A 21,253-nucleotide genomic window follows, 5' to 3' on the forward strand; every position below is an offset into this window, starting at 1 on the left:
AATCCTATATTGCGTCGAGTAGTTTATCGATTTCAGTTAATTCATCTTCAAGGAGTTGATTCATTTGAGCATGGCTAAGGTGATTGATTTGATTCAGAAAATCTGCTTCGTCAGGAAAAATTTCAGAGGTGGTTATAATTTCTGGTTGGACAGTGACTGTTGCGCTAGCGATGATGTAATCAATTAATTGGCTTGAGGTTGGGTAACGATACAAATCCATCGGCGATAATAAATCAGAATAACGCTGATTTAATTGAGCAATAAAGTTTATTCCTGAAATAGAATCCATGCCATACGTTAAAAAAGGTTCTTCTATATTTATTTCATCACTGTTTAGTTCGAGTAGTTTAGCCATGAGAGTAATTACATAGTGCAAGGTTTCATCTCTATCCAGAAGAGAAACTATAGGTGCGGGTTGGTCATTGACAGAAGGCACGACCTCCGTCATGAGTGGCTCTTCTAAAATAAGCGGTGTATTTGTAGTTACCCAGCATCTTCTTTTGACGAAAGGATAACGCGTCAGCATCACTCGTTTAATTGGGTGGTCTTCATATAATCTCTCCCAGTTAATTCGAGCACCGCTTATCCATAACCGCGCTAGTGATGAACACTCTTTATTTTGCAAGGCATCTGCAACTTCATTACTTTGAGTTACAGTAGGCCGAGGGCAATGCGCTTGATATAATCCTGGCAAATCTGCGTTTGGATTTTCAGCATGCATTTTTAATGTAGTCATCAGCGCATCATACGAAGGGGCGACAATCGCTAGGCGAAACGCCATCGCTTCACGACCCACTTGTGACGTATGACAAATATCATGTAACCATTGATTGTGTTTTATAGCCGAATACTGCGCAGAGTCGGCCTTCAAAAACAGGTAGGTTTGTTCAACATACTTCTGCAATACTTCTTTATTTTGTGCAGAGATTAACAATAAGAATGGTAAATTTATAGCAACGAGTGGCGCCTCTTCCGCAGCGATATATTCTTCGATGATCACATGAATATTCGTTCCGCCAGCACCAAAAGAACTTAAACCAGCTCGCCTTGGATAAGCATCATTTCCCACCCAATCACTTACTTCACGTTGAACATAAAACGGTGTTTTTTCAAATTCAATAAATGGATTTAATTTTTCTGCATGTAACGATGGCACAAGTTTTTTATGCTTAAGCTGTAGTAAAACTTTGGTGAGTTGCGAAATTCCAGCGGCGGCTTCTAAATGACCAATATTTGATTTAACAGAGCCTACCGCACAGAACTGCCTATCACTTGTGTAGTTTTCAAACGCTTCTTGCAACCCTCTAATTTCGATGGGATCACCTAGAGAAGTACCTGTTCCATGTGCTTCAATATAGGAAATCGTTCGCGGATTTATGTGCGCTTTATCTAAGGCACTCTTTATCAAGTTAGCCTGCGCAGTGGGACTCGGAACAGTATAACCGCTTGTCTTGGCACCATGATTCATAGTAGTGCTTTTTATAATGCCATAAATACGGTCGCCATCTCTTTCGGCTAATGTAAGTGGCTTTAATAAAACACTGCCCACTCCTTCAGAGGGAACATAACCTTCTCCCCCTTCTCCAAAGCTCATACATCGACCATTTGCCGCTAAAAAACCATAGCCACCTAAAAAATGGTATTTCGCGGGATGCAGTGACAAATTTACACCCCCTGCAATCGCAGCTTGGCATTCCCCGCGCTGAATACTTTCACATGCCAAATGCAGTGCAGCGAGTGAGGATGAACACGCAGTGTCAACCACAATGCTCGGTCCATTTAAATTAAGAAAGTAAGATACTCTGTTGGCAATAGAAAACATTTGAATGTCGAGGGGGAGCTTATTACCTTTCGCCCATTCTTCAGCAATCAGAAGGGGATAAAAATTATAAGTGGCGCCTGCAAAAACGCCGACTTCATTATTCACAGTACGTTGCAATGTGTCTCGGGTATAACCCGCATCTTCGATCACCGCCCAGGCACTTTGCAAAAATAAACGTTCCTGTGGATCCATCAACATGGCTTCACGAGGAGAAATATTAAAAAATAAAGGATCAAACTTATCGATATCGGGAATAAATCCACCATAGTTAAAATATTTTTTCTCATCACCCATGTCGACCGGGTGCTGACGATAGTCCCATCTCTCTGCTGGAATTTCTGAAATGCAATCGCGACCTTGAACTAAATTATTCCAAAATTCTTGGATGTTGGCAGCGAGGGGGAAGGTGATATCCAACCCTACTATAGCGATATCTCCATTATGAGTTTTATCCGGAATATTCTTCACAATAGAAGAGCTGCTCGAAATAATTTGTGGGGGGGTATCAGAAATATTTACCACTTCAACCTGGCCACATAGCGATTGAACAATAGGCAAATAATTTTTTATTAAATAGGTTGCGAGTAATGCGATTTTATTTTTTTCATATAATAATGTCTTCGGTAAACTACCAAAGTTTTTTTCAAGTTGCGTTGTTATTTCTAACGTCAATAGAGAATCGATACCGAAAACTTCATAGGTTTCATCCACCGCAATTTGCTCTGGGAGTAACCGAAGTTTCTCTGCAAAAATTTGCTGTAAATAATTGATAACATTTTCCGTATAATTACCCTCCACTATTTTATTCTCAGGGGAATGCGCAGGTATTGCCATAGATAACTCCTCATTAAACCAATAACGCTTTTTAACGAAGGGATAGGAAGGTAAGGCACCGAGGCGCTGTGGTTTCGAATATAGCGTGTGCCAATCGATGGCGTCCCCTTGCAAATATTTCGCCGCTATTTTCTGTAACACGCTGGTTCTGTCTTGATCGGCAGAATGACTGAAGCTCGGTGTCTTCAACTCAGATATTAATTGGTCAAGGGAGCTCACTATAAGCGCAAAGCGATGCTCAAAATGCGCCCTGCCCGCATTCAATGTAAAACTAAGCGACTCTAAATCAACCGTAGCATTACGTTCTAACCAACGGAGGAGATCTATTTTTTTCTGTTGCAGGCTCTCTGGCATTTTTGCTGACAGTGTAATTAAAAAGTCACCGGATGTAGCCCGTGTGCGGCCCAACGACGCAACTATATTTTCTTCAAGCACAATATGCGCTAGGGTGCCTCCGAAACCAAAGGAACTGACACCGGCACGACGAGGAATTGTTGACCCATTCTTATCTTTCAATTGTGGCCAATCTTGAGTCTTGTTGATCAGATAAAAAGGGGTATTTTCTAGATTAATAAAAGGATTTAATTCGTGAAAATGTAAATTCCCGGGTATTGTTTTTGATTTCATGGCGAGTAGCACTTTGAAAAGTCCCGCAATGCCAGAAGCAGGCTCTAAATGGCCAATATTTGTTTTTAATGAACCGAGTCCACAAAATGCGTTAGCGGGTCGAGCATCAGGCGGTATTAGTTGGCTAAATGCGTCCTTCAAGGCTTCGATTTCGGCAGGATCTCCTAACTCTGTTCCCGTACCATGCGTTTCAATATATGAAATGGTAGAGGGTTCAATAGCGGCATCTTTATAAGCTTTAATTAAGAGATCGGTTTGTGCAGAAACATTCGGTGCAGTTAAAGACCGCGCCTTACCTCCATGGTTTACTGCCGAGCCTTTGATCACTCCATAAATAGGATCGCCATCTCTTTCCGCATCACCCAGGGTTTTTAGCATTATCGCAGCAACACCTTCTCCCTTTACATAACCATCTGCAGATTTATCAAATGTTTTACATTGGCCTTCAGAAGATAACGCTCCCAATTGACTGGTAATAACGTAGGTATCCGGATTTAAAATTAAATTAATGCCTCCAACGATGACTGCTTGACATTCACGATTTCGAAGTGAATTCACACCGCGGTGCACTGCCACCAGGGCACTGGAGCAAGTGGTATTAATCACTTCGCTCGGGCCTCTCAGGTTTAAGAAATAGGAAATACGATTCGCTAGCATGGCATGGGAATTACCGGTGGCAACATGCCCATGAAATATTCTTTTTGGAGCAGCAGCAATAAGTGATTCATACTCATGAAATTCCATGCCCACAAAAACACCTATATCTTTATTTGCAAAATCAAAAGGGTTGTACCCTGCATCTTCGATTGTTTTCCAAACTACTTCTAAAAACAATCGATGTTGAGGATCCATCAGATTGGCTTCGCGTGAAGAGATATTAAAAAATGCTGCATCAAAGGTATCAATTTCGCTTAAAAAAGCGCCCCATTTTGAATTTGTTTTTGCCGCATCCTTTTTAGAATCACCATAGTTATTTTGCCAGTTCCATCGCTCTAAAGGTATTTCCGTAACAAAATCATGACCCGCAGTTAGCTTTTCCCAAAAGAGTTGCAAGTCAGCCGATTGAGGGAAATATCCTTGCATGCCCACTATCGCAATGGGCTCTCTTAGATGTGTGGTTTCTCGATGAGTGATTCTTGTACTTATGTCATGCAAAGGAACGATCAAGGGAGTGCTTGTCTTTTCGAGGCGTAACGAGAGGAAGTGTTCACTCAAGGTGTCAATAGAATCATAAGTAAAAAAGAGAGCAGGATTAATTTCGACTTGATACTCTTTTTCCAATTGCAAAATCAGCTCTTTTAAAGCGAGTGAATCTAACCCCATGTCATGGAGAGAATGTGCTGTATTGATAGTTGCACTGTTAATTTTTAGAATGGCACTAATGTGATGAGTTAAATTTTCTTTGAGCAAGGACAAGTTAGCCGTGGTCATGCCAAGTTGAGGAGCGCCATCACTGCGAACAGCAAAATTCTCTGCAATCTCTGGCAACCAATATCTGTTTTTAGCAAAGGGATAGGGGGGTAGAGAAAGTCGTTTTTGTTGTGTGGAGTGCAAAACTTGCCACTCTATTGTGTAACCTTCTGTAAAAAAATTTCCCAGTGCTAATAATTTAGATGTATGCTCTGCGTTAGTAAACTGATCAGACAATACCTCTTTTAAGAGAGATTCACACAGTTTTTGAAGCACGGGTTGTTCACGATAGGGCTTACCACTCATATTAATAATGCAGTTTTCGGGAGGTTTACCCTCGATTAATTTCCTCAAGGTTTCCATCAATTCTTTGACAGTGGCAGCGACGATTATACAGCGCATCTGGAAGTGATCACGGCCGACATTTAATGTGTAACTGATTTCGTCAAGAGAAGATGATGTTGATGTAGAGAGCCAATCATTAAGGTTTTTAATTTTTTCCTGCAAGGCAATGTCTGTTTTAGCACTAAGTGCGATTAAATATGCTTTTTCTTGAGATAGCGGAACAGAGTTTTCTGGAAGTGGTTCACAATATTGTTCCATAATTAAATGCGCATTGGTACCACCAAAACCGAAGGAACTAATACCCGCCCTAAGCGGAGACTGATTATTATTTTCAGTGGCGGGGTTTTGCCACTGGATGCCTTTGTTTACCACATAAAATGGGCTGTCCGCTAGATCAATATAAGGATTTAACGTTTTAAAATGCTGATTAGCGGGTAAGTATTTATTTTTCATGCACAGCAACACTTTAATCACACTTGCGATGCCGGCCGCAGATTCTAAATGACCTATATTGGTTTTAACTGAACCTAAACCACAGGTATTTTCGGCCAACGAAAGACCTTTTTTTTCTGCTAAAAAACTAAAGGCTTTTTTTAGGCCACTTATTTCAATGGGATCTCCAAGCGTAGTGCCTGTACCATGTGTTTCAATATAACTCAGCGTATCAATATGAATATCTGCTTTTTCACACGCATTAATAATAACTTGTGCTTGCGCGTTCGGATTAGGCACAGTAATTGAGCTCACATGCCCGCCATGATTAACCGAGGTTGATTTAATAATCCCATAGATATGATCATTATCACCAATCGCTTGTTGCAAAGGTTTCAGCAAAATTGCGCCAACACCTTCTGAGCGTACATAGCCATTGGCGTCTTGATCAAATGTTTTACATTTACCCTCCATGCTGAGCATGCCGGCATTAGTAGCGGCTTTATAAGCAGTATTAGACAAGAGTGCATTCACTCCCCCCGCAATGGCTATATCTGATTCTCCATTTAAAATCGATTGAATTGCATGATGAATCGCTACTAAGGAGCTCGAACAAGCTGTATCAATCGCTTCACTCGGCCCCTTCAAATTCAGTAAGTATGAAACACGATTCGCTAAAATACTGTGGGTGGTGCCTGTGGTGAGATAAGCGTCTGTAATATTTCGTTGATGTAACAGCTGCGCATAATCATGGCTAAACACTCCGACAAATAAGCCTACTTTTTGCTGCGACAAAGCGCTTATTGAATAGCCGGCATCTTCAATTGTTTGCCAGACCGTCTGCAAAAAAATACGTTGTTGTGGATCTATAATCTCTGCTTCGCGAGGTGAAATATTAAAAAAGTTAGCATCAAATGCTTGGATATTATCGATGAATCCCCCCCAACCTACGCTGGTCTCATCCATTTCCCAACGATCTTTTGGGATCTCGGTAATAACATCCTTGCCATTCACTAGATTGTCCCAAAAATGGGCTAAAGTTGGCGCTCCAGGAAAGCAGCCCTGAACGCCTATAACAGCAATATCGTTAGAATTTGGTGAGATATTATGGTTCATCGATGAATATACGATGGGGTTCTCACTCACTTTAGACGGCAATTCTTTATCAGAATAATAGCCCTGAAAACTCAGGGGATATTGTTTTAAAATGTCATTTATAAATTCATCGAAGTTTACATATTCATACATTACTGCAGGAGAAAGCGTTAACCCATATTTTTCATTGAATAGCGCTATAAATTGCACAATCGTAATGGAGTCGAGACCAAAGGAACTCACATCTGCATGAAGATCGATGTGATGAGGATCAAGCCTAAAAGCACTAGCAAGTATTGTTTTAAAGTCGCTCATTAATTTTTGCGGAATTTTAAAGTTGTTTTTTATGCCGCTTATGCCTTCACGACGATTTTTTGACAGCTCGGGTTGATTTTTAAAATGGGCATAAACAATTGCAAACTCATCTTCCAAATATAGTTTTTTAGCTAAGGTACGTTGCAGTTTGCCACTACTCGTTTTTGGCAATACCGTTTCTTTTACAAAAATTACCCCGTGTATTTCCAACTGGTGTTGCTGAGTAATAGCTTGGCGAATTGAAATTATCATCTTATCAATTTCCGCTGCCTTCGTGGTGGCCTGAATTTCTTGTAAAATAAATATTTCATCTCTACCGCCAAGTTCCACAGCAAAAACAATTTGTTGTCCTGCTGGAAAATTCCGGATGGCATCACGCACAGTCATTTCCAAGTCTAATGGATAAAAATTCTTGCCATAACGAACTATCACTTCTTTCAAACGCCCCGTTACGCAAAGCTCGTTTTTCTTTAGAAAACCCAAATCGCCGGTTCGATAGTATTTAATTTTTGAATGCGGCAGCCTTACAAATAGATTGTCATTTAACCCCTCTGCACCTTGCCAATAGCCATCCATTAACGCTTTGCCGGCAACACAAATTTCGCCTATTTTTCCAGCGGAAAGCGGTTTCAACGTAGTAGGATTAACGATAATTACACGCAAGCCCGGCAATACTCTACCGCTAGCAACCTGTTGAGTATGAGATTTATTTTTATTTACAGTAACCGCTTTATGCTGTGCAAGTTTGGGAATAGATAAATTAAAAATGACGGGTTTTTTTCCAAAGCGACTTGCAGCAATTGTGCCTGCTAATTCAGACATTCCGTAAGCACTACAAAATTGTTTAATGCTAAATCCGGCATGCTTAAATTTTTGGGCAAATTGATAAAGCGTTCCTGCTCGTATATTCTCCCCACCATTGATTGCAATTTTCCAGCTCGTTAAATTCAAATAATGATTTTCTTTACCACTTCTTTGTACGCATAAATCATATCCAAAATTAGGACAGCCACTATGGGTCACCCCATATTTTGTTATCGCTTTAAGCCATAAAAGCGGTTGATATAAAAATGTCTGTGGCGGCATAAAAATTGCCAGGCTGCCACGATATAGAGGAACGAGTAAACCACAAATCAGTCCAAATACATGGCCATGAGAGGCAAAAGTAAATGTGACGCTCTTTCGTGTATAACGCCAAATAGTAGATGATTGTTTTATATTATGAATAAGATTTCTATGTCGAATGATAGCGGCTTTGGGTGTAGATACCGAACCCGAGGTAAATTGTAAATAAGCGATCATATCCCCCTTTATTTTCAGTGATTTATAGTCCCCTGACAATCCAGGATCAAGAAGACTAACATCGGTGATAAATGTCGGTTGTCTAAATAAGGGCGATGATTCTTGCGCAGCTGAGAAAAGTGACGCCTCTGTTAAAACCCCACTGATTTCCAGATCTTTTGAAATAATTTTTAAAAAATCGCGCATTTTATAGCAGTGTTCTATTGTGGGACAAAATAAAGGGACCGCGATCACACCTGCATACAGGCAACCAAAAAATGCCACAATAAAATCGATGCCGCTAGGAAACAACAATAAAACGCGTTCGCCAACAACCGTATTAGCTTGAAGATATGCGGCAATTTCACGGGCTTTTTGATCGAGGGAGGCATAAGTTATACTGGCTGTTTCCTCTTGGCCATCCGCTAAAAACAGATAGGCGTTAAGAGAAAGAGAGGAACGTTTCTGAAGAATAGAAACTATATTTGACATGTATTTTTCCGGTGTGCTGAAGGTTTTTTTAAAAAAATCCCCAGTGAGGCTGAGGCAAAGAGACCGGTACAAAACTTAAGATTTTATTAAATATTTACACAAAAGCTATGATATGTAATTATATGCGCCTCTGTCTACAAAAAATAAAAAAACCCCTCAATTACAATTTACCCCTATAAAGGAAATTTATGTCAGATTTAACCTTTCAAAAATCCATACAAAATCATCCTGACAGGACAACTGGTACGGACGAAATCATAATTGGACGGGGGTGTAAATTAACAATCAGCGATGCAAAGAAACTGTTTCATAACAATCCACGGGTAAATTTAAGCGTAGAATCTAAAAACGAGATGCAACGTTCTTATGATTTTTTGAAGGGCTACATTGATCAACGGCTTCCTATCTATGGCATAAACACACATTTCGGCGATCAAGTAAATTTGCTTGACCCAAACCTCGCCCCCCAAAATACCACTGAAAAATACGGTGAATCAATTAACCAGCGCCAACTTAACTTAATCAAATCACATGCTTGTGGATTAGGTTCAATTCTTTCACCCGATATTGTAAAAACAGCGATGCTGTTAAGAGGACATTGTTTATCACAAGGATTTTCAGGCGCTACCCCTCAGGTAGTCACTGCTATCATAAATTTTATTAATCACGATATTGTTCCCATAGTGCGCTGCTATGGCTCCATTGGTGCTAGCGGAGATCTTATTCCCTTAGCAATGATCGCAGCAGCCATGGTGGGTGAAGAAGTTGATGTCTTATATCAAGGCAAACTTATGAAGGCCCCCCTTGCATTAAAAATGGCAGGGTTACAGAAATTTCAACCGGAAGGTCGCGATGGCTTAGCATTAATCAATGGCACCTCATTAATGACTGCCATTGCATCACTCGCCGTCTATGATCTGCACCGTATCTTTAAACAAGCATTATCGGCTATTGCGATGGCATTAGAGTCAATGTTAGTGATAGAAAGCGCTTATCATCCCCTCGTCCATCAGTTAAAACAGCAACAAGGTGAAATCCTCGTTAATGATTTTTTGCTGGCATTTTGGAAGGGAAGTCAGTTACTAACCGACCTTGATGAATTGCGTCAATCTAATCTAACGCATTTGACCCAGAATGATTCAAAACCAGCACGAGCAGTGCAAGACTTTTACTCGCTTCGATCTGTAGCCCAGGGGTTTGGGCCCTTTCATGAAAACCTAGAGCGCGCTACCACTTGGATTGAAAATGAAATGAATTCGGTGAATGACAATCCCATTGTTGATTACGTCACACAAAAAATACATCACAACGCGAACTTCATGGGGTATTACGTCACAGATGCCTGTGATATTTTAAAAATGAATATCTCACAAGCTTCCACTTGGTTACATGCTCTGCTTGCAAATTTAGTTCATCCACGTAAAAGTCAGCACCTTCCTGCCAATCTAGTTGAAGATCCGGGAACTCAGAATGGCTTTAGACCATTGCAATTATTGGCGGCTTCCTTAGCCGTGCAAAACCGCAAATTGGCACAAGTGCATCAGTCTTATATGTTACCCACTGAGGGTGATAATCAAGATGTAAATAGTCTTGGCACGCACGCAGCGCTCGACTTGAAAGAATCTACTGCTAATTTTGAACGATTAACCGCAATTTTGCTGCTCGCTGCTTGCCAGGCATTAGAATTTAGAGGCTTAGAAAAATCATCACCCAGAGCAAAAGAAATTCACTCTGTGATGCGAGAACACTTTGCTCCCGTGACGAGCTGTCGCCCGCTATCAGATGAGATTGAAAATATTGTGAGTGTTTTACAGAGCGATATAATTTAATCCCTCTCCCTGCTGAGCAGGGAGAAGAAATTATTTAATTACCATCGTGTGTTTGGAAAACTCCAATTCATTTGTACCCCAAATGAATTAGTTTGAGTTTTAACATGACCCACTGCGGAAGTGAGAGGCGTAACCAAGTTGATGGCATTCTCTTTAAAGAAGGCATGTCCGTAACCTAAATCAAAACTCACACAGGGAGTTGATTGGTAACGTAGGCCCGCAGCAAGAATAATGGCTGATCCAACAGGGTTAACCACCGAGCGAAATTTGTCATTAATAGGTGTATCTAAATATTGAACACCTGTTCGCAATGATAATTTGCGCGTTGCTCTAAATTTGAGACCGAGTGAGTAATCATAAGTATGGTGATAATCAAATGGGATATCTAAGGTGAATACTTCACCTCCCAAGGTCACTGCATTCTTAAGCGTGACTTTATCAAATACACCCCAATGAGTGTAAAAAACAGTTCCCATTACGGCCCAGCGAGGAGCAACATCATAATAAAAACTGAATTGAGCTCTAGCAGGTATAGGTGCATCCGCTCTTAATCGGCCTGAATGAAATACATTTGGAGGCAAGGGAACATATAATTTGCTGTCACCACTTGCATGCAACCATGCTTTAGAGTTAAAGCTTGCACCAAAACGCATACAAGGAAGGAATTGATATAAAATACCAGCGTGCCAACCATAACCAGATCCAGCAAGATGATTTTTAAATTCAGCATCAAAAGGAAAAGCAACTGGTGGGCCGAGCATATTATTAAGAGTAAATTGAATGAAATGCACATCAAAACCTGCACCCACTGAAAAATCATCAGTTACTCTGAAACCAAGACTGGGGCCGGTATCAATAACAACGACTTTTCCTTCCGTACCCAGAAAGCGTACCAGGGAATTTTTGCCATAATCTGACCCTAAACCAAAGGGAGAGTTAGTGCTCCAACCAAAAGTTAAACGAGGGGTTACTGGCGCAGAGAAATAAGTCGAGGGTATTAATACCTCTAATCTGTCATGCGCGCTGCCGGTTTCCCTGCGTGTAAAAAAGAAGGGGAATGGGGGCGTTGTGGTACTACCTGAAAAAGTGGTGCCGCCTATAATACCAACGAGGGGTAATACAAATTGGTAATCCTGAATTTTGACCAGACCAGCTGGATTTGAGTATGCCGTGCTAGCATCTTCCGCTGCTGCAGCCCATCCAGCATAAGCGGTTCCTAAATCGGAAACATTTATAAATGGGGTGTTAAAATCAGAAGCGAGTATGGAGGATGAAAAGCACATTGATAATAAAACAGAGGACCAGCGTAGTATTCTTCTGAAGGTCATTTATTTATCGTCCCTAATAAAAAAAAGTGATGTTATCCCAGTTCTAGAAGAGAAACAATAATTATCGGAGTGATCAAAATGTAAACATTGAAACTTACCAAAAAGGCACTGATTTTATTATCATTTGAATAAATTGCAGACAGTTATCTGATTAAATATAACTTCTTTACTTTAATTATTTTTTTTCTAGTATATACCCATACACTTCAAGGAGATTACCATGTCCCTTCAGGAGCTTACCGTTACACGATCACCCACTCATCTTTTCAAAAAAATGCGCAGCAGTTTCAAAAAATCCAAAATCCGTTTCAGTCACTGGTTTGTGCGTACGATGGATATTAGTAATCGCGAGCTAGATCCTGCGCCTACTTTTCTGAATAAGATAGGGGATTTTATTTTAAAACCTTTTATTAACAAAGACTCGATGTCTCAAATTTTAATGGGGCAATTTAGTTTTCAGGCCTTTAAAGTGGGCTATGATCTGGGGTTATTCAACTATCTAAATGATCACCCGGGTTCAAGCTTAGATGACATTGCACGTCAGCTCAAAACTGCGCATTATCCTACTGAAATTTTACTAGTAGGACTTGCAGGCTTAAAACTCATCAAAAAAATAGATGATCTTTATTATAACAGTGCCATTGCGATGATCATGACGCAAAAATCGGCTAACAAATTTACGAATTTTTATCCAAAATATATGCAATATGCTCACAATGTCTTATCGCATGGCATTCAATATCTTCAAGAGTCGGTCGTACAAAATAAACCGGTTGGCTTACATAAAATGTTTGGCCCTCAAGCGACAGATTTTTATTATGAGCTTTCGAAAAATGAAGTTGCAAATCAACATTTTGTACAACATATGTCAGCATTCAGTGAAATTAATGCACAGCGAGTTGCCAGCTTGCCTATTTTTTCTAAGCTAACCCACCTATGGCAAAGGACGCTTCTACAGTGCCGTTCAAATTATGGATTGGATGAAAACCATCGGTTTTACTGAGATCAAGCTGAAACGTTTACCGTCCAGTGAAGCAGTCATTATTGGAAAAAAACCACAATGAAGCTAAGCTATTAAGAATCAGATATAAACGAATGGGAATTCTTCGTATGGGACGCAGGCATTTATTTGAAATTGAAGACCAGCGATGGTGTCCTCACGTCATAAGAGAATCCATTACCGACTGTTTATTGGGGCTTTATAATCTACTCCATATGTATGAGCCGGCATATCAAAAAATTGCCGAGCTTTTGCATCAAACTAATACTAACAGCATTATTGATTGTTGTTCTGGAAGTGGCGGGCCCGTTAAACAACTTCGTGATTATCTCGATTCGAACAATCTACAACATATTACTATTACGTTAACGGACAAATACCCTAATCTAGAATTGTATAAGCGATTGGAGAAATCTTACGACAATAGATTAATTGGTCACCCGTCGGCTATTGACGCTTGTCGGCTACCCCCCTCTTTGAAAGGATTACGCTGTTTTTTTTCGTCCTTCCATCATTTTGGGCCAGCACAAGCAAAAAATATTTTACAAGACGCTGTAGATAACGAAGCCCCCATTGCTCTCTTTGAATGCACGCAACGTCATGTGAGTGATATTCTACGCGCTTTTCTAAGTCCAATAATGGTATGGTTGGTAATACCTTTTGCAAGGCGACTAACATGGCCGAAGTTTCTTCTCACTTATGTGGTTCCCATTACTCCCATTTGCTTCATGTGGGACTATTTGATTTCGAATTTACGAACTTATTCTCAAAAAGAATTGATGCTCATGATAAAAGAGCTGGATGCCCCTCATTATAAATGGGAGGTAGGTAAATTATGGTCGAAAAAAGCTAAAAGCTATATCCCCTATCTTGTAGGATACAAACACTAGCCAAGGATGTAACAATGCTAGAAGAGAAAACAAATAATCCGAGCCATGAAACGCATTTTCTTAGCCCGGAAGAACGTAAAGTTATCGATGAACAAATCTATCTGGAAACTTCCAAGATTGCCATTAATATGTCTACGCTGGGTGGTACCACTAATATTATTTCCGGTTTGTTTGTTCTGTGGGTAATGTTCAATAAGGCAAGTCTTGGTCTCTTATTAGGATGGTATGGCCTTTTAGTGCTAGCAAATTTAGTTAACATCGGCGCTGCGCGATATTATCGCAATAAAATAGCAGACCCGAGAGTGCATAAAATTTGGCGCCTAGTATTCTCAATTATTTTTGGGGTCATCTGTATCTTATGGGGCATTATGCCTATCTTGTTTTATACGCCTGAAATTAATTTTCAAGTCTATACTTTGTCGTTTTTGTTAGCCGTCATTATTGGTTTTAGCTTCCCCTCTATCACCGATTTCACTTTAGCCGTTATTTCACTTTGTTGCTTATTAGTGCCCTCGATAGTTTTTTATTTATATCAATGGATACATAATTTTAATGTTCCCAACCAAGGCACGGATATTAGTTTTGGCATTGGTTCCAGTTTATTGATCCTAGGCTTATTCCTTATTACCGTCTGTCGCTTTGGCTCGAGGTGGGTAAAACGATTCTTCCAATTGAGTCTCACCAATGTTGCCTTGACCGGTAAACTTGAAAATATGAACAAACTTCTAGAGCAACGCGTTAAAGAAAGAACAACAGAATTGGAAAAATCTTTAGGGCAAGTCACCTATCAGGCTACCCATGATTTGCTCACAGATTTACCCAACCATCGATCGTTGGTTCAGTTCATGAAAAAAGCCGTCCGTTTTTGTCGTCAACACGACGAAATGTTAGGTGTAGTGTTTTTCTCAATTAATGAAATCGATCGTATTTATAACGCCTTGGGTCATCAAACTGGGGATATCGTTATCAAAACGGTTGCATCACGTTTTCAAGAAGCTTATGGCGAACCCAACATAGATAATATTGAAGTATATAATTATGTCGTAACGCTATCGCGTAAAGATGTCTTTGTTATTTTACTGCAACATATTACTAGCCCTGAAGAAGTGGAAGCAAAAATTGAGCCCTTACTTAATATTCTTGAAAAACCGATCTACACCGAAAAACAAGTTATAAAATTAACTGCCAGCGTCGGAGCCAGTCTCTATCCACGTAATGGCAGGGATATCTCCTCGTTAATCATGAATGCAGACGCTGCCATGTTGTTAGCCAAGCAACCCGGCGGTAACTGCATAAAAATGTATAAAGCTGAAATCAATGCTTCTATTACTAAACAATTAGAAATGGAAAGTGGTTTACATACTGCCTTATTACGAACCGAATTCATTATCCAATATCAACCGTTCATTGATCTAAAAACAGGGTTAATTTCCGGGATGGAAGCTTTAGTGCGCTGGGAAAATCCCGCATTAGGTCGAATTGGGCCAGATAATTTCATCCCCCTTGCTGAAGCTAACGGTATTATTATCCCCCTAGGCGAATGGGTGCTGCGTTCTGCCTGTGCGCAAACTAAGCAATGGCATGAGGAGGGCCACTCTCCTTTAAAAATCGCCATTAACTTGTCAGCCAAACAGCTGCACTACAAGTTCATCATGCAATCCATTATTAATATATTGAAAGAAGTCAAACTTGATCCCCATTTTATTGAATTAGAATTAACCGAAACCACCGTATTCCAAAAAGATGTTATTCCCATAGTTAGAGAATTAAGAGAAATGGGATTTCTCTTGTCAATTGACGATTTTGGAACCGGTTATTCCGGCCTTACCAACTTGAAACAACTCACTGTCGATAAGATTAAAATTGATAAATCGTTTGTTCAGGATGTTGTGACCAGTAGTGATAGTAGAGCCATCGTCGCCAATATCATTGGATTAGCAAAAAAATTAAATATTGTTGTAGTAGCAGAAGGTGTCGAGACCAAGGAACAGCTAGAATTTCTGCAAATGAACGACTGTGATGTCGCGCAAGGATTCTATTTTAGCCCCGCAGCTGACCCGGAAGTCATTAGTGAGCTGCTGCAAAGTAAAACAAGGTTTATGCGAGATTTGTAATAATAAAAAATGTACTATTCAGCACTAAATCTGGTTCGGCAAGAACATTCAGATTTACGCTGAATTCCAACGAAAAACCAAAAGAAAAAGCGCAGCATACACAAGTATGTGAGCAGTTTTCTTTTGGTTTTTCGTTGGAATTCAGCCAAATATGGATGTTCGCCTCTAGAGGCTAATAAGCTAAAAATGAACTTTGGCGGCGATGATAGTTACCCCTGTCCAATTTTCAGGGACGCCTGTGGTGAGCAGCTCTTCGCATTTTCTAACATAATACTCACTTACCTTATCATGGGGAGAGTATTCCAAACATTTCAAAAAGAGCGTTCTTGCTTTGGTGAAATCACCCTGAGAATATTCATCAAAAGCTTGGGAGAAAGTATTGATAAGATTCTTCTCCTGCTCTGGGTCGAGGTCGAATAACACTTCCCAAATCGCAATAATTTCTTCTTTGCCCTTTACCTTGACATTATCTATCAATCTCAAGTGATATTTTTCAAGATGCTGCAACGCCTTGCGCGTGTGCTCACTGATTAAAATAGAAGCGCCGTAAAGTTCATTCAAGTCGGTAATTCGCGAAGCTGTATTCACCGCGTCACCTATTACTGACCCGTCAATACGGTGCTTACTGCCAATTGTTCCCAGAATAGATAAACCCGTATTGATCCCCACGCGTGCGCTAATCGTGAAATCAGATTGACTCAATTCAATCTCATTAAAACGTGTGATGGTCTTTTGCAGGTCAATGGCAGCCTTAACCGCATCATCGGCATTTTCAGGGAAAAGTGCCATGATTCCATCTCCGATATATTTATCTATGAAACCCTGGTTCATGCTAATGATGGGCTCCATGTAACTCAGATAGGTATTAATAAATTGGAATACATCATTAGGTGACATGCGTTCTGATAAAGCGGTGAAACCACCAATATCCATAAAGAGAACGGAAATGGATTTCTGCATACTATCGCCTAATTGAACATCCACCACATTATCTTTATCGAGTAAGTTAAGAAATTCTTGCGGCACAAATCGTTTAAAGGCTTCATACAATCTCGCATTCTCAATCGAAATTGCTATTTGTGCAGAGAGCGAATTTAGCAATTGCAAGTGATTGCTGGTAAATGCATTAATAGCTACTTTGTTTTCAAAATATAATATTCCTTGCAATTCACCGTGTTGCAGCAGTGGAGAACATAATATAGATTTAGGTTTTTCTAACATTAAATAGGAGTCATGTACGAAAAGCTTATCCGTAGATAGATCATCTATCTTCACAAGTTCTTCTGTTCGCCTTACAAAATCAATGATGGAGGTAGGCAGCGTCTTACTCTCTAAATAAGGGATTGAATCTAACATATATAAAAATTTACCTCTACGCGTATACTCACCCTCAATCAATAATTCATTATTACGTAAAAGCAACAACACCCCTCTATCGGCACCTAAGTTTTCAACTATAATTCGCAGCGTTTTCTTAACCAGCTTTTCTAACGCTATTTCTCGAGAGATGACTTGAGATGCTTTTAAAATACTGCTTAAATCAAGTGACTGCGGAAATGACGCCTGACCTTTGGTATTCTCTAGAGTAGGATCAAAAATTAATCCTGGATAAGTATTAAGTAGATCATAGGTTTTTGAAAAAGCTCCCCATTTTTTGTAAGCATAGTAAGCGTCTTGTAAATAGGAAGGCGCTAATTTTTTGTTGTAGCCTAAATAGAATCTTGCTACTACTTCATTCGCCACTGCTTCTTCGTGTAGATGTTGGTCATTGTGAGCCGCTTCTATTGCCCTATCATACAATTTAATCGCCCTGGGTAGCTTGTTGGTAATCCGTGCATACTCTGCTTGTAACAGCAAATATTTATCCATGAAGTTCATTGGTGCCGACTTAACCATTTTCTTATATATTCGAATATTTTTTCGCAAAATCTTTAAATTAGATTGTTGTTCACTACTTGAGAGCTGGTGAAAATAAGCACAGCGGCTTAAGGAACCGAAAAATAAAATAAGTGGGTAGCTGTACATTCCAATAAAATATTCCACATTGATTTTATCCGCTAACTTACACGCGTCTGCGTATTTGCCGAATAAAAAATTGAGATGTAATTTAACAAAATAAAAGGCAGTAACTTGTAATTGATTTTTACTTTTACCTTGAAAATGGAGCCATTCTTCCTCATTCATATGTTCCCCGCTCAGAGTTAGCGGGTCAGTAACATTATATCGCAGATTCTGCATCCATTGCAGAAGGAGATTAATTGAATAAATAGGAATATTTTGATTGTAAGGAATGATTGCATTCAAAAAATTAAGAGAATCATTATAAGTGGCTTCTAAATCATTACGAGACCAAAATTCATAGATACTAAGAAAGAAGGCACTATAACCGATATAGGAAATCTCCCCTAAATCGGTAGCAATCTTGTAAGACTCTAAAAGACCTGGCAGACATTCGGGTAAGGGACCCAACCAGGGTTTTAAATATGCACTCGATGAAAATAAAGACAGCCCTCTGTCTCGCTTAGACTTTGAATGAGCTCCTAGGGTGGCTGCCAAATCACTAAACTTACGGGTATTTTTTATATCACCTATTCTCCAGAAGATGAGTCCCGTCATTCCATAAGCGATTGGCGAAATAGAGGTGTTACCATATTTTAACGAAAGTAAAACAGTAGTTGTTGCCAAGAGAGCTAACAAATCAATAGCTTTAGTCTGTGCGGCGGGCATGGTCTTAACCAAAATTCTAAGTATTGCCATCATTTTAGGGTTTTTCAAAGGTGGCATGTGTATTATTGAGTCAGTCGATTTTACATACGAAATCGCTTTGATTTTGAGAATGTTATTAACCACATGTAGTTTAGTAAGTTTTGTGGGTAGGGAAACCCCGAGCTTATATAATGCTTCCTTGGCGGTAATAATTGCTTTAGTGCATTTATCCTGTTTGGTGTAAGCATCTATTTTTAACTCGTATATTTTCATGGTATCGAGTAAGGTTTTTGCTTTTTGAAAAACTTTAGCACTCCACTGTTCCATATCACTATGATTATTCGTTAAATAGGCGAGCGTGGCCGCTTCCGTGTAAAGGGCCAATGCTAGCGAATAGTTTTCATTCCAGGCATTATCATCGATTAACCACAAACCAACTTGTAAATTCAACAGTGCCTGGCTAAAAGCAACTGATTCTTTGGCTTTTTGACCTGCCATTAAATTCAGGTTAGCTAATTCTAATTTCTCATTCGGCAGAGTCATCAAATCAATAGCGGAATTAAAATGATTAACAATGAAAAAGATATTTTTTTTAATCGTTTCGTTGTCAGCATTAGCTAACATCACTTCACCAATTTTTTTATGCGCAATCTTTTTTTGCTCTTCGCTGATTAATTCATAAGCGGCTTGGTGCACGCGATCATGTAAAAATTTATAATAGAAAGAAGAAGAGCCATCGCCGTATGCCTGCATCTCTCCATCATAAGGAAGAATGTATCCTTCATTTAAGGCAGGGCGTAATGCCGTTACCACATCCAACATGGTAGCAGAATGACTGATTTGCGTTAATGTATCGAGTGAAAATGCATTGCCAATACAAGCAGCTAGTTTCAATAAATCTTTCGTTTTGTCAGGAAATTTTTTAAGTTTTCGGATCATCAAATCAACCACATTCTCCGTGGCGGGAAGTTTTTTAATTATGTTAATATCCCATTTCCACATTCCATGCACAGGATCAAACCAAATGAGTCTTTCTTCATACATCATGATTAATAATTGATTGGTAAAAAAAGGGTTACCTTTGGTTTTTTGGTAACAAATTTTTGCTAGATCAGTCACAGCACTGGGTTCACGAAACAAAGTATCAGAAATTAATTGTTGAACCTGCAACAAACTCAACGGCGTGAGTTTGATGCTTTTAATAGTTCCAAATACATTAGCAAGAGGATGTTGACTAGTTATTTCGTTAGAGCGATAAGCCCCAATAATTAATAGGTTACTAACGTCTGAATCAATTATGCATTTTAAAAGCTCGAGGGATGAAAAACTACTCCATTGCATATCATCAATAAAAAGAACCAACGGATGATCCTTAGTGGCGAAGACTTGAATGAAATCTTTGATAACACGATAAAAAATTACCTTGGCATTCTCAGGCTCTATTTCACTCTCATCTACATGGTGCCCAACAATAAGTTCCAGGTCCGGCACTAAATTAGTGAGTATAGATATATTGTCGCCTACTTTTTCGATGATGGCTTCCTTCCAGTAACGCAAATTCTCTTCATTTTCAGTTAGAACTTGCTTCACTAAGCTAGTGAACAGATTGACGAATGCACTGTAGGGAATGTCTTTTTGAAATTGATCAAACTTAGCGCTGCAATAGTAGCCATGGTTGGCTACCACAGGTTTATGAATTTCATTTATGAGCATCGACTTACCGACACCCGCAGAGCCCGTCACAAAAACGATATTGGCTTTACCTTCACGCGCTTCTTCGAAACCCTTTTGCAATAGCTCTAATTCTTTTTCTCTGCCATATAATTTACGCGAAATAATAAAGTGTTCGGAAATATCGCGTTTTGCTAGTGGAAATTCCTTTATCATGCCAGTCGCTTTGTAGCGTATAAGACATTGTTGTAAATCAGTCTTTAATCCAAAAGTACTTTGGTAGCGATCTTCGGGAATTTTAGATAAAAGCTTCATAACAATATTGCTAATCATGGCAGGAATTTTAGGATTTATTATTTCTGGAAGTACAGGAATTTTGGTGATGTGTGAATGCACCATTCCAATGGCATCCGATGATTTGAAAGGTACGTCACGCACTAACATTTCATACAATGTGACACCGAGTGAATAAAAATCGGTGCGGTAGTCTATAGGGCGATTCATACGCCCAGTTTGTTCTGGTGATATGTAGGCCAGTGTCTCTCGTAAAAGATCAGAGCTATAAGCATGCCAAGGAATAGTCATGGCTTCGAAGTTAATGATTTTGGCATTACATCGTTTTAAATTGATTAAGATATTCGCAGGTTTGATATCTTTATGGATCATATTTCTGTAATGCAAATCGCTAATAACGTCCGTTAAGGAAATCGCAATAGATAAAAACTGCTCTATGCTGAAGGTGTTTTCGGACATGAATTGCGATAATACTACTTCTCCATCATCCTCTAAGACATAAGCTGCTTGTTTGCCGTTATCAATAAATTCAATAGGTTTAAGGATATCTTTTAAAGGGAGCTTAGTTAGTAAGACATACTCTTCCTGTAGACGTTTTAAATCATCTAAGTCTGGGGGCTCAGTTACAATTTTTTTTAATATAACCGGTCTATTATCCTGCAACCTTATACATCGATAGAGAGCTGTTCTACCATCTCTTTTCAGAAGTTGCAGGGATGAAAATCCGCTAACTTCAAACACTTACCTGTCCTCTATATCTACTACTGT

At 39.4% G+C, this 21,253-nt stretch carries 7 protein-coding genes; 4 read left to right on the forward strand and 3 right to left on the reverse strand.

Annotated elements, in window-relative coordinates; all coding sequences use genetic code 11:
* Window positions 1-4 precede the first annotated feature (4 nt).
* Window positions 5-8,653 carry an AMP-binding protein gene (locus tag H0U71_07005; GenBank protein ID MBA2654799.1) on the reverse strand — a complete coding sequence of 2,883 codons (8,649 nt, stop codon included), beginning with the start codon at window positions 8,651-8,653 and terminating at the stop codon, window positions 5-7.
* A 188-nt stretch (window positions 8,654-8,841) separates the two neighbouring features.
* Between H0U71_07005 and H0U71_07010 the strand changes: the two genes are divergently transcribed.
* Entirely contained in the window at window positions 8,842-10,482 is a 1,641-nt protein-coding gene (locus tag H0U71_07010; protein ID MBA2654800.1) for an aromatic amino acid lyase, read from the forward strand.
* Between the two features lie 38 nt (window positions 10,483-10,520).
* Here H0U71_07010 and H0U71_07015 read toward each other — a convergent pair whose 3' ends face one another.
* Entirely contained in the window at window positions 10,521-11,810 is a 1,290-nt protein-coding gene (locus tag H0U71_07015) for an outer membrane protein transport protein (protein ID MBA2654801.1), read from the reverse strand.
* Window positions 11,811-12,030: 220 nt separating this feature from the next.
* Between H0U71_07015 and H0U71_07020 the strand changes: the two genes are divergently transcribed.
* Genes H0U71_07020 through H0U71_07030 form a run of 3 tightly spaced genes read left to right on the forward strand, consistent with a single transcriptional unit; the run spans window position 12,031 to window position 15,814 of the window.
* Window positions 12,031-12,813 carry a hypothetical protein gene (locus H0U71_07020; GenBank protein ID MBA2654802.1) on the forward strand — a complete coding sequence of 261 codons (783 nt, stop codon included), beginning with the start codon at window positions 12,031-12,033 and terminating at the stop codon, window positions 12,811-12,813.
* A gap of 41 nt (window positions 12,814-12,854) precedes the next feature.
* A complete protein-coding gene (locus H0U71_07025) occupies window positions 12,855-13,700 on the forward strand; it encodes a hypothetical protein (protein MBA2654803.1) in 846 nt (281 codons plus the stop codon).
* A 14-nt stretch (window positions 13,701-13,714) separates the two neighbouring features.
* A complete protein-coding gene (locus H0U71_07030) occupies window positions 13,715-15,814 on the forward strand; it encodes an EAL domain-containing protein (protein ID MBA2654804.1) in 2,100 nt (699 codons plus the stop codon).
* A 180-nt stretch (window positions 15,815-15,994) separates the two neighbouring features.
* Here the strand turns inward: H0U71_07030 and H0U71_07035 are convergent, their stop codons facing one another.
* The gene (locus H0U71_07035) at window positions 15,995-21,226 is read right to left on the reverse strand and encodes an AAA family ATPase (GenBank protein ID MBA2654805.1); all 5,232 of its coding nucleotides are present in this window, start codon (window positions 21,224-21,226) and stop codon (window positions 15,995-15,997) included.
* Window positions 21,227-21,253: the final 27 nt, after the last annotated feature.

It is taken from the genome of Gammaproteobacteria bacterium, assembly GCA_013697705.1.
Classification (GTDB): domain Bacteria; phylum Pseudomonadota; class Gammaproteobacteria; order UBA6002; family UBA6002; genus UBA6002.

Excerpts from the sequence above, each read along its gene's own strand:
- H0U71_07010 (MBA2654800.1), top strand. The coding sequence starts at position 8,842 with ATGTCAGATTTAACCTTTCAAAAATCCATACAAAATCATCCTGACAGG.
- H0U71_07005 (MBA2654799.1), bottom strand. The coding sequence starts at position 8,653 with ATGTCAAATATAGTTTCTATTCTTCAGAAACGTTCCTCTCTTTCTCTT.
- H0U71_07015 (MBA2654801.1), bottom strand. The coding sequence starts at position 11,810 with ATGACCTTCAGAAGAATACTACGCTGGTCCTCTGTTTTATTATCAATG.
- H0U71_07030 (MBA2654804.1), top strand. The coding sequence starts at position 13,715 with ATGCTAGAAGAGAAAACAAATAATCCGAGCCATGAAACGCATTTTCTT.
- H0U71_07020 (MBA2654802.1), top strand. The coding sequence starts at position 12,031 with ATGTCCCTTCAGGAGCTTACCGTTACACGATCACCCACTCATCTTTTC.